This is a genomic window from Pseudomonas sp. WC2401 (assembly GCF_041200115.1).
Taxonomy (GTDB): Bacteria; Pseudomonadota; Gammaproteobacteria; order Pseudomonadales; family Pseudomonadaceae; genus Aquipseudomonas; species Aquipseudomonas fragi.
Genome location: NZ_CP165623.1, coordinates 2892968 through 2907615, shown reverse-complemented (window position 1 = coordinate 2907615; position 14648 = coordinate 2892968). Strand labels below are relative to the sequence as shown.

At 59.5% G+C, this 14648-nt stretch carries 10 protein-coding genes; 8 read left to right on the top strand and 2 right to left on the bottom strand.

Annotated elements, in window-relative coordinates; translation table 11 throughout:
* Positions 1 to 29 precede the first annotated feature (29 nt).
* The 5 genes from AB3G35_RS13285 to AB3G35_RS13265 all read left to right on the top strand — a co-directional run bounded on the left by AB3G35_RS13285 (position 30) and on the right by AB3G35_RS13265 (position 8121).
* Positions 30 to 3239, top strand: a complete 3210-nt coding sequence (locus AB3G35_RS13285) for an ATP-binding protein (protein WP_369781593.1) — start codon at positions 30 to 32, stop codon at positions 3237 to 3239.
* A gap of 44 nt (positions 3240 to 3283) precedes the next feature.
* Entirely contained in the window at positions 3284 to 3928 is a 645-nt protein-coding gene (locus AB3G35_RS13280) for a response regulator (RefSeq protein WP_106117089.1), read from the top strand.
* 175 nt (positions 3929 to 4103) lie between these two features.
* A complete protein-coding gene (locus AB3G35_RS13275; RefSeq protein WP_134050688.1) occupies positions 4104 to 4691 on the top strand; it encodes a fimbrial protein in 588 nt (195 codons plus the stop codon).
* 69 nt (positions 4692 to 4760) lie between these two features.
* Positions 4761 to 5504 (top strand): molecular chaperone, encoded by a 744-nt coding sequence (locus AB3G35_RS13270; RefSeq protein WP_106117112.1) that lies wholly within the window; start codon positions 4761 to 4763, stop codon positions 5502 to 5504.
* A gap of 97 nt (positions 5505 to 5601) precedes the next feature.
* Positions 5602 to 8121, top strand: coding sequence for a fimbria/pilus outer membrane usher protein (locus tag AB3G35_RS13265; RefSeq protein ID WP_369781592.1), 2520 nt, complete (start codon positions 5602 to 5604; stop codon positions 8119 to 8121).
* Positions 8122 to 8131: 10 nt separating this feature from the next.
* Here AB3G35_RS13265 and AB3G35_RS13260 read toward each other — a convergent pair whose 3' ends face one another.
* Together AB3G35_RS13260 and AB3G35_RS13255 are read right to left on the bottom strand one after the other, a co-directional pair.
* Positions 8132 to 9433, bottom strand: a complete 1302-nt coding sequence (locus AB3G35_RS13260) for an MFS transporter (RefSeq protein WP_016780625.1) — start codon at positions 9431 to 9433, stop codon at positions 8132 to 8134.
* Positions 9434 to 9706: 273 nt separating this feature from the next.
* A complete protein-coding gene (locus AB3G35_RS13255) occupies positions 9707 to 10570 on the bottom strand; it encodes a diguanylate cyclase domain-containing protein (protein ID WP_315247926.1) in 864 nt (287 codons plus the stop codon).
* Between the two features lie 183 nt (positions 10571 to 10753).
* Here AB3G35_RS13255 and AB3G35_RS13250 point away from each other — a divergent pair, with 183 nt between their 5' ends.
* The 3 genes from AB3G35_RS13250 (at position 10754) to AB3G35_RS13240 (ending at position 14583) form a co-directional block, all read left to right on the top strand.
* Positions 10754 to 11125, top strand: a complete 372-nt coding sequence (locus AB3G35_RS13250; RefSeq protein ID WP_169885930.1) for a GFA family protein — start codon at positions 10754 to 10756, stop codon at positions 11123 to 11125.
* Positions 11126 to 11613: 488 nt separating this feature from the next.
* Entirely contained in the window at positions 11614 to 12972 is a 1359-nt protein-coding gene (locus tag AB3G35_RS13245) for an 8-oxoguanine deaminase (RefSeq protein WP_369781591.1), read from the top strand.
* A gap of 96 nt (positions 12973 to 13068) precedes the next feature.
* Entirely contained in the window at positions 13069 to 14583 is a 1515-nt protein-coding gene (locus tag AB3G35_RS13240) for a nucleobase:cation symporter-2 family protein (protein ID WP_134050679.1), read from the top strand.
* The last annotated feature ends 65 nt before the right edge of the window (positions 14584 to 14648 follow it).

Genomic DNA, 14648 nt, shown 5'->3' with positions numbered 1-14648 from the left:
TATCAACCCACCGCACGCAGCGCTGTGTAATGAACCATCCCAATACCTTGCTGGAGAAACTGGCCAGCAGCTCCCTGCGCCGCAATAAAAGCCTGATTGTGCTCGGCGCGCTGGTGCTGCTGTTGCTGGGCATCAGTTCTGTGGGCGTGCAGCGCATGATTGAAGAGCAGCGCAACACCATGAACTTTCACTTTGCCCGCCTGATGGAAGATCTTCACGAACAGGAAACCTTCCTGCACAACATTGCCCACAAGAGTAAAAGGGATGAGTTCAGCCTTGTGCATACCCTTCCCCCGTTTCAGCAAAAACCCTTGCCCGATGAAGGGCCCAACATCTATGAAGGGCGGGAGTATTCGTTCTCCCTGCCTTTTAGCGTCAAGATCAACCCGGACAAGATTGCAACCAGCCAATATGCAAAAATATTTGCCCTGGGGACTTACCTGAGCAACTACTACAGTGCCTTTTGGTCCGCGTCACACTATCAATCGCCGCAAGTCATCCTGTTCAACACACCGGACAATTTCGACATTGCAGTACCCGCAGCGGGTCGTCTGCGCGATGTCGGACAGCTACAGGGCGGCAGCTTTATCGGGGTGATGCAGCAAGTCACCCAGCGCTTGCATGAGCAGGGCTCACAACCGTTGAACGACCGTGTGCATTGGGTCCCCTACCCACCACTCGACAATAAAGCGCCATCACCAATTTTGCTGGCCTATGTGAATATCGAGTTGCCCACAGCCCGCCCCACTATCCAGGGCGCCCACTCATCTGTTGTGGTGGCCTCGCTGCTGAACCTGTCGCAGATCAACAATATTGAGCGGCTTATGCAGTGGTCGATCTATGATCGCTTCACCCTGATTGCCCCCTCAGGTGAAGTGCTTGTCGGCGAACTCAAACCCGGGCAAACCCTCGATGAGGGGGTGAATTTCAGCCATGACGGCCTGATCCTGAAATTGACCAGCCCAGGCGAACAACCCTGGACGGGTATCTATGTCATTACTTTCAAAACCTTCCTCGATCACGCCTTCTGGCCATTACTGGGTTTGTTGCTACTGGTCCTTGCGGGCCTGGGTTGTGGTCGCGCGTTCAATCGCTGGTACCTGGAAACCGTGGTCATGCCCGCCCATGATGCCCACGCAAGTATCGCCGAAAGCGAGGCGTTCAGTCGTGCGCTGATTGATACCGCGCCCACCGGCCTGTGCGTGGTACGGCGCAGCGATCATAAGGTGCTGCTGGAGAACCAGATCGCCCAGCACGGCCAGGACACTGACCGCCTGATCAGCGAGCTCAGGCAGCAGCACGACTTGAACGAAGCCGGCCAGGCGGATCTGGAGATGGAGGGTCGTCATCTGCATGTGGCCTTTGTCGGCACCCGCTACAAGGCGCAGGATGCCTGGCTCTGCGCCTTTCATGATGTGACCCGGCATATCGAAGACGCCGCCGCACTGCAAGCTGCACGCAAGGCTGCCGACTCGGCCAACGCAGCCAAAAGCAGGTTTCTCGCGACCATGAGTCACGAGATCCGCACACCACTGTACGGCGTACTGGGCACCCTGGAACTGCTGGAACTGACCACGCTGGCGCCGCGCCAGCAGAACTATTTGCACACCATCCAGCGCTCTTCCTCAACCTTGTTCCAGTTGATCAGCGATGTGCTCGATGTATCAAAGATCGAAGCCGGCCAGATGAACATCGAGGCCCGGGACTTCTGCCCACTGGAGCTGAGCGAAGACTGCGTGCGCACCTACAGCGCCGTCGCCGAAGCCAAAGGCCTGCAACTGTATGCCTGCATCGATGCGACTCTGCCGGACCGGGTGTGCGGTGATCCGCTGCGGATTCGCCAAGTGCTCAACAACCTGCTGAGCAATGCCATCAAGTTCACTGAAAACGGTCGCGTGGTACTGCGCGTTCACGTCATCCAGACCCAGGCCGGTATCTGTCACCTGACCTGGCAGGTCAGTGACTCAGGCATCGGTATTTCCCCGGCCCAGCAACACCAGCTGTTCGACCCGTTCTACCAGGCCAGCGACGCCACCAGCCAGGGCGGTGCCGGGCTAGGCCTGGCTATCTGCAAGTGGCTGGCCGAACTGATGGGGGGTGAGCTGGAGGTGGTCAGCGAGCCAGGCCTGGGCAGCAGCTTTATTCTGCAACTTGCCCTCCCGACCGCACCCGGCGAACTGCTCAATTGCCCGCCATTCAGGGTGGGTGGCCCTGCAGTCCAAGTGCGTACGCAAACGCCAGAGCTGACGCAACACCTATGCGCCTGGCTTAACCGCCTTGGGGTCGATACCCGTCCGATAAACGTGCAGACAGCGCAGCCGGCCTTACTGCTCGACGTATCGCCAAGCGCCAGTGAGGGCCCTTGGGCAGGCCCGCGGGTCGTTGCCACGGCTAACGGGCGTAACCCGCCGCAGTACACCGGCCAGGGTTGGGAAGTCGACCTGCATGATATCCGGGCAATTGCCTGGGCGATTTTCCTGCAGCAACAGGGGGCAACCAGCCCGCCGCCGACGGTTATCGACGAAAAACTGCGCAAGCTTGACCTGCGCATCCTGGTGGCCGAGGACAACCCCATCAACGGCGCGATCATCAAAGAACAGCTTGAAGCCCTGGGTTGCTCGGTGGTGATTGCCGTCAATGGCGAACAAGCCCTGGCCAAATGGCTGCCCGGTCAATTCGACGTGGTGCTGACCGACGTCAATATGCCGATCATGAATGGCTACGAACTCGCTGCGGCCCTGCGCGACCGTGACGCAGACCTGCCCATTATCGGTGTGACCGCCAACGCCTTGCGTGAAGAGGATGAGCGCTGCGCAGCCGTGGGCATGAATGCCTGGATAGCCAAACCGCTGAATCTGCAGACCTTGCGCGCGCACTTGGGCAAATACAGCAAGATTACCGGGGCGGCGGCCGTTATGGTCGCCGCCGAAAACCCGGCCCCGGTGCCCGCGCACGACCGCCTGCAACTGTCGGCCAACATGCGCGAACTTTTTGTCAGTACCCTGCAAGAGGATCTGCGTATCACGCTGCAGGCGCTGGACAATGGTGATGCCAGCGCGGTTGCCCAACAACTGCACAGCATGGCCGGGGCCCTGGGCGCAGTTCAGCTCAGCTCTTTGGCCAGAGCATTGGCCGCACTGGAGTGCCAGTTAACGGGGTTTAGCGTCACCCCTGCCCTTGCCCAGGAAGTTCGTCTGCTGCTGCAACAACTCAACACGCTGCTGAGTACACAGCAATGATCCCGATTTCGCCCCCTTCAATGCCACCTCACGGATATATCGTCATGGATAAACTCAACGTAGTGATCGCAGACGATCATCCCATCGTCCTGGTGGGCGTACGCGAACTGGTGGAGCGTGATGAACGCTTTTGCGTGGTAGGCCAGGCAACATGCTCCAATGATCTGGTCGCGTTGCTGGATCAGGTGCGCGTAGACCTGGTGATCACCGACTTCAACATGCCGGCCGACTCGCCTTATGGTGACGGCCTCAAACTGGTGGAGTACCTCAAGCGCCACTACCCCTCAGTGCAGATTCTGGTGCTGACCATGATTTCCAACCCGCTGATCCTGACCCGCCTGCAAGAGCTCGGGGTGGTCGGGGTGATCCAGAAGTGCCAGTTGCATGACGAAATCCAGGCTGCGCTCAAGGCCGTTGCCCTGGGTAATCCATTGCAAAATTCCGGGCCGCAAGCTGTTTCGGTGATTGAGGCTGCTGCCCTGGATCAGCGTTTCGCCAGGCTTTCACCCAAGGAGCACGAAATATTGCGCCTGTTTATATCCGGGCAAAGTGTCAATGACATCGCCCGAGGTTTGAACAGAAGCGCCAAAACCATCAGCACGCAAAAAATTTCAGCCATGCGCAAACTGGAAGTCAGCAGTGACCAGGACTTGCTGGCCTATTGTATTGAGCGCCAGTTGTTTAACTGACGCTATTAATATTTCGCACCGATTGTTTGCCAGCACCCTGACTTTCATATTTATCAACGCTTCTTCTTCATACCCTCAAGGCACTTCTAAGGATTGTCTGATTCCGCCATTAACAGGGGTTCTATATCGTGCTCATGCACTTCTTGAACCCCTAATAGAACTAATGGTAATCACAATGAACAGATTCTCCCTGGCTTTTATCACCCTGTCCCTGCTTGCCACCACGGGCAGTGTAATGGCAGCCGATCCGGTACCCGTCAAAGCAGGTTCCGGCACCATCAACTTTACCGGCGTGATCAACAGCGATGCCTGCTCGGTCGAAGGTACCAACCTGAACCGCACCATCTCCGTACCGATGGGCGAAGTCTCGATCAAGGACATGGGTACCGCTGAAATGCCAAAAGGCAGCGGCAAGCTGAGCGCCGAGAACTTCGACATGAAGATCAGTTGCAACGCAGGCACCAAAGTCGCGCTGATTTTCGAGCCTAAAACAGGCGCAGGTTCAGGTGTTGTCGGCGAGACCGGTGTACTCAAATTGCTCGAAGGCTTGGGCGCCGCGAAGAACATCGGTATCGCCCTGCTCGATGCCGATGGCGCGCTGATCAACCTCAACTCGCCAACTACCGCACGCATTTCCAACACGATGCAGGATGGCAGCACTTCGCTGAAATTCTCGGCGGCTTACGTGACCACCGCTGACTTGAAAACCGTCGTCGCTGGCCAGGGTGACGCGACCCTGCCGTTCACCTTGCAATACGAATAACCTGCGAATCATGCCAGCCAATGCAGGGCCCGGCGCCCTGCATACCCTATGAACCCAACGGTGATCATCATGTCTTATCGTCCCTTAATCTCCCTGGGGCTGCTTGGCCTGCTGGCGGTCAACCAGGCGGCTGCGAGCATTTCCTTGAGTTCCACCCGGCTTATTTTCGATGGCAAGCACAAGGAAGCAAGCCTCACCGTGCGCAACAGTGGTGAGGACGTCTTGATCCAGTCCTGGGTCGACAGCGACAACCAGACTGCAGCCGTGCCCTTCGCCGTCACGCCGCCGCTGGCCAGGATCAGCGGCCAGGAGCAACAACTGCTGCGGGTCATTTATGAAGGCGCGGGCATGCCAAACGACCAGGAGTCGGTGCTGTGGCTCAATGTCCAGGAAATCCCCCAAGCCTCGAAAATCAAGAACACCCTGCAATTGGCGGTACGCCAACGGATCAAGCTGTTCTTTCGCCCGGCGGGCCTGACCGCCCAAGCCTACAGTGCGCCGAGCGAGTTGCTGTGGCAATTGCACAATCGTTCCGGGCACTCACTCCTGACGGTTAAAAACCCCGGGGTTTACCATGTATCAATGAGCGATATCACCGTTGTTTCAGGTACTTCATCAGAACTGGCCGCTGAATCAAGCATGATTGCACCTGGCCAATTAAAAGAATTCCCGCTCAAGCAGTTACATTCGCCCAGCCGAGCCCAGTTGAGCTTTGCCAGTATTAATGACTATGGCGCACTGGATGCCTATAGCGCGCAACTTGTCAGTACGGCCAGCACCACAGCCCGGTTGAACAAAGAGTCTCCTAAATAAGGCGACCTGAAAAACCGCTGTTCTTCTTAGTATTCTTTTCACTCCGCGTAGTTACACATACCCGGGGGTGATACAGGTCATTTGCATGTTATTAATCATGAACAGCCGCCCCGATCACGGCGTCACTCATTGTGCGCGGCTATCCAATACTTGCCCATTACTGATCACCCTCCTGCTTAGCTTACCGGGGTTTGCCGTTGCATCCGAACTGGAGCAGTTGGCGCGATTCAACACCTCGTTCCTGAAAGGGGCGCAGGCGGTTGACCTGCAATTGCTGCTGAGCGCCAATAGCGTATTGCCGGGCAACTATCGCGTTGACCTGTACAGCAACGAGACGCTGGTGGGCCGTCGTGACATCGAGTTCCGGCGCACCCAGGCATCGGGCAAGGTCGAAGCCTGCCTGACCCTGGACATGCTGCAACAACTGGGCATCGACATGGCCCAGTTACAGGCCGCCGGCAAGCTGACAGACGATGATCCGCAGGCCTGCCATGACCTGCCCGCAATGATTGAACACGCCACGGTGCGCTTCGACGCGAGCCGCTTGCGACTGATGGTCAGCGTGCCGCAGCAGGCCATGCAGCGGGGCATGCGCGGCTATGTCGACCCTGCGCTATGGGATCACGGCGTGGCAGCGGCCTTTTTCAACTACCAGTTGAGCAGTAGCCGCACTGGCACTGAACATGCCACCACTCACTCCAATAACCTGGGCTTGCGCAACGGCATCAACCTGGGCGCCTGGCGATTGCGCAACGAGTCGAATCTGAGCACTGCTACTGGCCAGCCCAACCGTTTCACAAGCAACCGCAGCTATGTGCAACATGACGTGACCGCGCTAAAGGGCCAGTTCAGTGCCGGTGATATTTTCTCTGACACCGACCTGTTCGACAGTGTGCGCTATCGCGGCCTGAAACTGGCTTCGGACGAAGGTATGCGGGCGGACAGTGAGCGCGGTTATGCGCCGATTATCCGTGGCGTGGCACAAACCAACGCCACCGTGAAAATCAGCCAGAACGATTACATCCTCTACACCGCCAGCGTGCCGCCAGGGCCGTTTGAAATCAGCGATATTTACCCTAGCGGCTCCAATGGCGACCTGCAAGTGACCGTGATCGAAGCCGATGGCCAGCGCCGGGTGACCGTGCAGGCGTTTTCCAGCCTGCCGATCATGGTCCGCGAAGGCCAGCTCAAATACAGCGTGTCGGCGGGCCGCTACAACAGCAACAGTGCTGACCAGGTATCGCCGCAGTTTGTCAGCAGCACCCTGGCCTATGGCGTGAGCAGTAACCTGACAGGCATTGTCGGCATGCAGACCGCGGAAAACTTTCAGGCCCTGGCCATTGGCGCGGGTCGCAACACGCCTGTGGGTGCTGTCTCGGTGGACTCGACGCATTCCGCCAGCCGTACCCCCGGCCAATCACTGCGGGGTAACAGCCTGCGGGCGCTGTATGCCAAAACGTTCAGTGGCACCGATACCACCTTCACCCTAGCCGCCTATCGCTACTCGACCGAGGGTTATCGAACCCTGAGTGACCATGTCCAGGCGCTCAGCGCCGACGGACCCACCCTCTGGGGCAACTCCAAGACCCGCACCGACGTCACGATCAACCAGAGCATCGGCCGCAACCAGCAATATGGCAGCATTTACCTCAACGCCAGCGACCAGCGCTACTGGGGTCGCGGTGGTGCGCGCAGCCTGTCCACCGGCTACAGCAACTATTGGGGCGAGGTGAGCTACAACCTGGGCGCCAGCTACACCCGGGACATCGGCAACTATGGACCGTCGAACAATGACACCCAGGTCAACCTGTCAGCCTCTTTCCCGCTGGGTTCCCAGCCACGGGCTCCGCGGGCCTATCTGTCTGCCTACAGCCAGAAATCCGGCGACAGCACTCAGGTCGGAATCAATGGTTATGTATCCGAAAGCAGCGACACCTATTACTCCGTGCAGGCCGGTAACAGTGCCAACAGCGGCAGCTCCGGTTCGTTCAGTGTGAATACACGGACTTCGGTGATGGATATCAGTGGCGGCTACAGCCAGGGTCGTGGTTATAACGCGCAAAACCTCAACCTTGCCGGCTCAGTGGTGGCCCACGCGGGCGGGATCAACCTGGGGCAAAGCGTCGGTGAAACCTTCGCCCTGGCCGAGGTGCCCGGCGTGGCGGGGGTGAAAGTGGGCAGTTACAGCGGCGCCACCACGGGTGCCAACGGCTTTGCAGTGGTACCAAACGCGCAGCCATACCGGGTCAACTGGATTACCCTGGACACCCGCGACCTGGGTGCAGAGATCGACATCGACAACGCCACCCAACAAGTGGTGCCTCGCCGTGGTGCGGTGGTGGTGGCACGTTACATCGGCAAGACCGGCCGCCGGGTGCAGTTCGAGCTGTTCGATGCCCAAGGCAGTCCACTGCCGTTTGGTGCGGCCCTGGAAGATGCTGACGGCAAACAGGTCGCCATCGCCGATCCGAGCGGCAAGGCTCTGGCCCTGACGCAAACAGATGCCGCCACCCTCACCATCAAATGGGCGGACCAGCAGTGCCAGGCGCCCTACTCGCTGCCCGAACGCAACAAGGCACTTAACTACGAGCGGGTGCGCTTGATGTGTACATCCTGACGTTTACAAATCAGGCTTTGCCGACAATCGCCACCTGCTCATCCTGATCCGCACCATCGACCTCGCGCTCATGCTCCAGCACGGCCTGGGCCAGGTCTTCGGTGACGCGCATCTCGACCCCGACGGCCGACATTTGTGCCGCTGCGGTAAAGGGTGCAGCGGTCACAGGCTCCGAGCCCTTGGCGCGGCGCCAGGCAAACAGCAGCACCAGGCCCACGTTCAGTGCAGCCAGGGCCCAGAACAGCCCGGCTTCGCCGACCCGGGTCATCAGCGGCGAAATCACCAGCGGGCTGATGGCACAGCCCAGCGAGTTGATCAGCAACAGGCCCTGGATCATGCTCACGATCGCTCCCGACGATGCCCGGTCCGCCGCGTGGCTGACCGCCACCGGGTAAATCGCGAAGATACCGCCCCCCAGCAGAAAAAACGCCACTACCAGTAATGGCGAACCGGCTGGCAGCATCAGGATGATCAGCGACAGCAGCGCACAGGCAGCGCCCAGCACGATCAATACCAAGTGGCGGTCCTGATGGTCCGACCAGCGCCCGACCGGGTACTGCAGCAGCATGGCGCCGAGAATCACCCAGGCCATCATATGCCCCACTTCGGTCACGTCCAGGCCGATACGTTGCAGGTACAAGGGCAGCAACGCATAGACCGCGGCAATCGCAATGCCCGAGCCAAAACAGCCAATCACGCCGGTGGGCGTCGCACGCAGCAACTGCAGCGGCATCAGCGGTTCTGCGCGCTCAACAATGGGGGTTGCCCGCGGCAACATGACAATGGGCAACATCGACAGCGAAGCCAGAATGGCGGCGATCATAAAGGGCACCGTGTCACCGGTCAGGGCAATGGCCCCCAGGTTGACCTGCCCCAGCAACCCCGCACCGTACAGCGCAATCATGTACAGGGCCAGCAGGCGCCCGCGAATCTTGGGGTCGGCGGCCATCAACAGCCAGCTTTCCACCACCAGGAACACGCCGACGCTGGCCCAGCCATTGACCAGGCGCAGGACAAACCATGTCCAGGGCTCGGATGACATGCCCTGGAACAGGATCGAGGTGGCAATCAGTGCCGCGAAGCAGCTGTAGGCGCGGATATGGCCGATGCGCACAATCAGCCGGTCATTGAAGATCGAGCCCAGGGTCAGGCCGATAAAATAGGCCGAAGACACGATACCGACCATGGTCGCCGACTGGCCCATTGTGTCCAGGCGCAGGGTGGTCAGCGAGGCAAGCATGCCGTTGCCGATACTGATGATAAACAGCCCAAGTAACGGCGCCAGCGCCATCGCCAGCAATTGGACAGACATGATTGACTCTAGACCTCATTGATCAATGGCTAACCCGCTCGGGCAAAAGCACAGCGGCACCTGCCGGCACAGGCCGGGGCGAGACAGAAAAACCGGGGTGTGTGATTGTGCGTCCTCGACGCCACGGACGTGGCGAACAAGTGACAGGCAAGGCTCAAGACAAGCATCGACCAGGCAGAATCAGGGCGCGCATAGTAGCCGCACACAGGTACAAGTTGAAGAGAGCGGCCGGGGATTTATCAGGCCATTTTGCCGCAGGTACCCAGCCCCTTGTCACCCGGCCCTGGAGCGCTGCCTTTTAATCCGGTACATATCGCCATCGGCATGGCTGAGCAGCGTATCGGCATCCTCCCCGTCCACGGGGTAAAAGGCCATGCCGATACTGCAGGACGGCATCTGGATCCCGCCGAATTCAGCCCCGAGCGGCTCGGCCATCGCCACACTAATCTGTTCGACTTTCCATGCCACATCGTCGGTTGACTGGATATCGGTCAACAGCACGGTGAACTCATCACCGCCCATGCGCGCCACCGTGTCCGATTCACGCACGCAACCGTGCAGGCGCTGCGCAGCCATACGCAACACGCGATCGCCAATGGCATGCCCGTAGACATCATTGATGCCCTTGAAATCATTCATGTCCACAAACAGCAGGGCCAATGTGCTGTTGCGTCGGCGCGCAGCGCGCAGGGCCGTTTCCAGGCGGTCATTGAACAGCGCACGGTTGGGCAGTTGGGTCAGCGGGTCGTGATGAGCCAGAAAGCGCAATTCGTCCTCGGCCGCCCTCAAGGCTGTCACGTCCCGTGCAACCCCGATCCGCGCACCGACATCCTCAGACCAGAAGGCGGCCCAGAGGATATGCACAACCCTGCCATCCTTGCGGATATAGCGGTTGCGAAAATCAACATGGGGCTGGCCATTCATCACCCGGACAATGGAGGCGCGTGAAATCGCCAGGTCCTCAGGGTGGATATAGTCCGTGATCAAGGCCCCCGTAAGCTCGTCGGCACGGTAACCAAGCAGGGCCTGGCAGGCATCACTGACAAAGGCAATGCGGTTGTCCCTGTCGACCACAAACACCGTGTCCAGCATCAGATGGATCAGTTTGGGATAGAGCGCCTGCAGGTCAACGGCCATAACTCGGGGTGTCCAATTGGAAAAACGCCTTGATCATAGCCTGATAGCAAATTAATGGCCAAATAAGCGTTTTATGTGGCATTTTTGGCGCCAGATTTTGGACAATGACGTCATCGCGAACGTCGTTCAAGGGATTGCGTCGAGGTGCTAGAGTCCGTTTTTTTCAGGGTCAGGGACGTACACATGCCAGAGCGATATCAAGGAAGCTGCCTGTGCGCAGCGGTGCGCTATGAACTGCTAACGGCGCCAAAAGCGGTGAGCCATTGCCATTGCGGCCAGTGTCGCAAAGGCCACGGTGCGGCCTTTGCCTCCTATGCCAGCGTTGCGCGCAGCGCACTGCGGGTGCTTCAGGGTGCCGACAAGATCACCGCCTACCCCTCCTCGGCCACGGTGGTGCGCGAATTCTGCTCGCAGTGCGGTTCCAACCTGTTCTGGTCACGCAGCGAAGGTGAATTCGCCGACTGGGTTTCCATTGCCCTGGGCACGCTCGACACGCCCTTTGTGGCGCACAAGCAAACCCATATCTATGTCGACACACCAGTTCACTGGGTTTAAGCGCATGGCTTGCCCGGCCGTTGCGGGCAACACCCTTCTGTGAGGGGGCTTGGCGTTGCCTGGGCAATCCTGCGCCTGGAGCAAGGCCAAAGCCCGACATCAGCGGCTAAACAGGCCCCATGCTGAGCGGATTTACCCACCACACACCCGCAAAACCTCATCCCAGCCACAATCGGCAACAACACTGCATTTTTAACTGTATACAATAATAACCAATTCTGGTTACATCGCTGCACGCCTACGACACCGGCAAACGCCGCTGCGTATTGCGACGGTCAATCACCATGCAGCTTGCACAGCAGCTTCAATCCACCGCGCCAAACCGGCGCATGTCATCCCGCTTTCACTGCGCCCATGGGTGTGCCAGTGAACCGACCGCCCCTGCCCGGCCATGCTGTATCCGGCTGCCAGGGCTTGGCTCAAGCCGAAAACCGATGCCTGCAACAGCATTACGTTGAAAGCAAACTCCAAACGGAAGAGGAATACCCATGGCAAAGACTTTACTGGTCAAGAACGCCGAACTTCTGGTCACAATGGATGGTGAACGCAGGGAAATCAGGCGCGCTGGCCTGTTTATCGAAGACAACCTGATCAAGCAGGTCGGCCCCAGCGAATCCCTGCCGCAACAGGCCGACATGATTCTGGACATGACCGGAAAGGTGGTGATCCCGGGCCTGGTCAACACCCATCACCATATGTACCAGAGCCTGACCCGCGTTGTGCCGGCAGCCCAGGACGGCGAGTTGTTCAATTGGCTCAACAACTTGTATCCAATCTGGGCGCGACTCACGCCGGAAATGATCGCGGTTTCGACTCAAACGGCAATGGCCGAGCTGATTCTTTCCGGCTGCACCACCTCCAGCGACCACCTGTACATCTACCCCAACGGCTGCAAGCTGGACGACAGCATCCATGCCGCTGCAGAGATCGGCATGCGCTTTCACGCCGCACGCGGCAGCATGAGTGTGGGCCGCAGCCAGGGCGGCTTGCCGCCCGACTCGGTGGTGGAGAAAGAGACCCATATTCTCAAAGAGTCCCAGCGTCTGATCGAGGACTACCACGACCCGCGTCATGGCTCGATGCTGCGCATGGTCGTGGCGCCCTGCTCGCCCTTCTCGGTCAGCCGCGACCTGATGCGCGAGGCCGCAGTACTCGCCCGCCAGTACGGGGTATCGCTGCACACCCACCTTGCCGAGAACGTCAGTGACATCGCCTACAGCCGCGAAAAGTTCGGCATGACCCCTGCCGAGTACGCCGAAGACCTGGGCTGGGTCGGCCCCGATGTCTGGCACGCCCATTGCGTACAACTCGATCAGCACGGCATTGAGCTGTTCGCCCGCACCGGCACCGGGGTTGCCCACTGCCCGTGTTCGAACATGCGCCTGGCTTCAGGTATCGCGCCGATTCGCAGGATGCGCGACCACGGCGTGCCGGTGGGGTTGGGGGTGGACGGTTCGGCGTCCAACGATGGCGCCAGCATGATCGGCGAGGTGCGCCAGGCCCTGCTGTTGCAGCGGGTCGGGTTTGGCCCCGATGCGATGTCCGCTCGCGAGGCCCTGGAAATTGCCACATTGGGGGGCGCCGAGGTGCTTAACCGCAATGATATTGGTGCACTGGCACCTGGCATGGTGGCGGATTTTGTCGCTTTCGACCTGGGCCATCTGGCCTATGCCGGGGCCCATCACGATCCGTTGGCAGCGCTGGTGTTCTGTACCCCGACCCACGTCCATACCAGCGTGATCAATGGCCGCGTGGTGGTCAAGGACGGTCAGCTCACCACCGTCGACCTGCCGCGGGTGCTGGAACGCCACAACCAGTTGGCCCACCAGTTGGTCAGCGGTGAATAACCCCTTCAGGCCGTTGAGTGCCTGAACGGGCTCAACGGATGCAACTGAAAACGTGCTGTTAGACGCATCTAAAATAACAAAAGCGAGCTACTCACCATGACTTCTACCGCTTCCCCTCGTCCAGAAGACGAAAACCTCGGTACTGGCGCCAACCTGGCCTACGGCCTGCAGCACGTCCTGACAATGTATGGGGGCATCATTGCGGTGCCCCTGATCATTGGCCAGGCAGCCGGCCTCTCATCGGCCGACGTTGGCCTGTTGATCGCCGCTTCGCTGTTCGCCGGTGGCCTGGCCACACTGTTGCAGACACTGGGCATCCCTTTCTTTGGCTGTCGCCTGCCGCTGGTGCAGGGGGTGTCCTTCGCCGGTGTCTCCACCATGGTCGCCATCATTGGCGGTGACGGCGCAGGAGGCCTGCCGGTGGTGTTCGGGGCGGTGATCGTGGCTTCCGTGATCGGCCTGCTGATCACCCCGCTGTTTTCCAGCATCACCAAGTACTTTCCGCCCCTGGTGACGGGTATTGTCATCACCACCATCGGTCTGACCCTGATGCCGGTCACGGCACGCTGGGCCATGGGCGGCAACAGTCAGTCACCTGAGTTCGGCAGCATGGCCAATATTGGCCTGGCGGCAATCACCCTGGTGCTCGTGCTGCTGCTCAGCAAGCTGGGCAGCGCCAGTATCTCGCGCCTGTCGATTCTGCTGGCAATCGTTATCGGCACACTGGTGGCGAGCGCCGTTGGCATGACCGACTTCTCCCGGGTGCTGGAAGGCCCGCTGGTGGCATTGCCCGAAGTACTGCACTTCGGCATGCCCGAGTTCCGCCTCGCTGCCATTCTGTCGATGCTGATCGTGATTATCGTGACCATGGTCGAGACCTCCGCCGATATCCTCGCGGTGGGCGAGATCATCGAAACCAAGGTCGACGCCAAACGCCTTGGCAATGGTCTGCGCGCCGACATGATTTCCAGTGCACTGGCGCCGCTGTTTGGCTCCTTCACCCAGAGCGCCTTTGCGCAGAACGTTGGCCTGGTCGCCGTGACCGGAATCAAGAGCCGCTATGTGGTGGCCACCGGCGGGCTGATCCTGGTAACCCTGGGACTGCTGCCGGTGATGGGGCGCCTGGTCGCCGCCGTGCCGACTGCCGTGCTGGGCGGTGCTGGCCTGGTGCTGTTTGGCACCGTCGCAGCCAGTGGCATCCGCACCCTGGCCCAGGTGGACTATCGCAACAACATGAACCTGATCATCGTCGCCACATCGATCGGTTTCGGCATGATCCCGATTGCCGCACCCAACTTTTACCAGCACTTCCCGACCTGGTTCGAGACCATCTTCCACTCCGGCATCAGCTCGGCCGCAATCATGGCCATCCTGCTCAACCTGCTGTTCAACCATCTGCGGGCCGGCAACTCCGACCAGCAGTCGGTATTCGTCGCCGCCAGCGACCGTATCCTGCGTTCACGGGATATCAGCTGCCTCAACGATGGCGATGTGTTTCGCGATGGCAAGCTGTTTGACTGCAATGGCAAGGAAGTCCCCGTAGTCGAGTCCGACGAGCATCCTGAACAGGCTCCGGCCCTGCGTAAAAAAAGCTTCGAGCAAGAGCACTAGGCAGCAATAACCTTGGCAAAACGGCGCTCAGGCGCCGTTTTTTATGGTGCTGTGGTGAAAGCCGA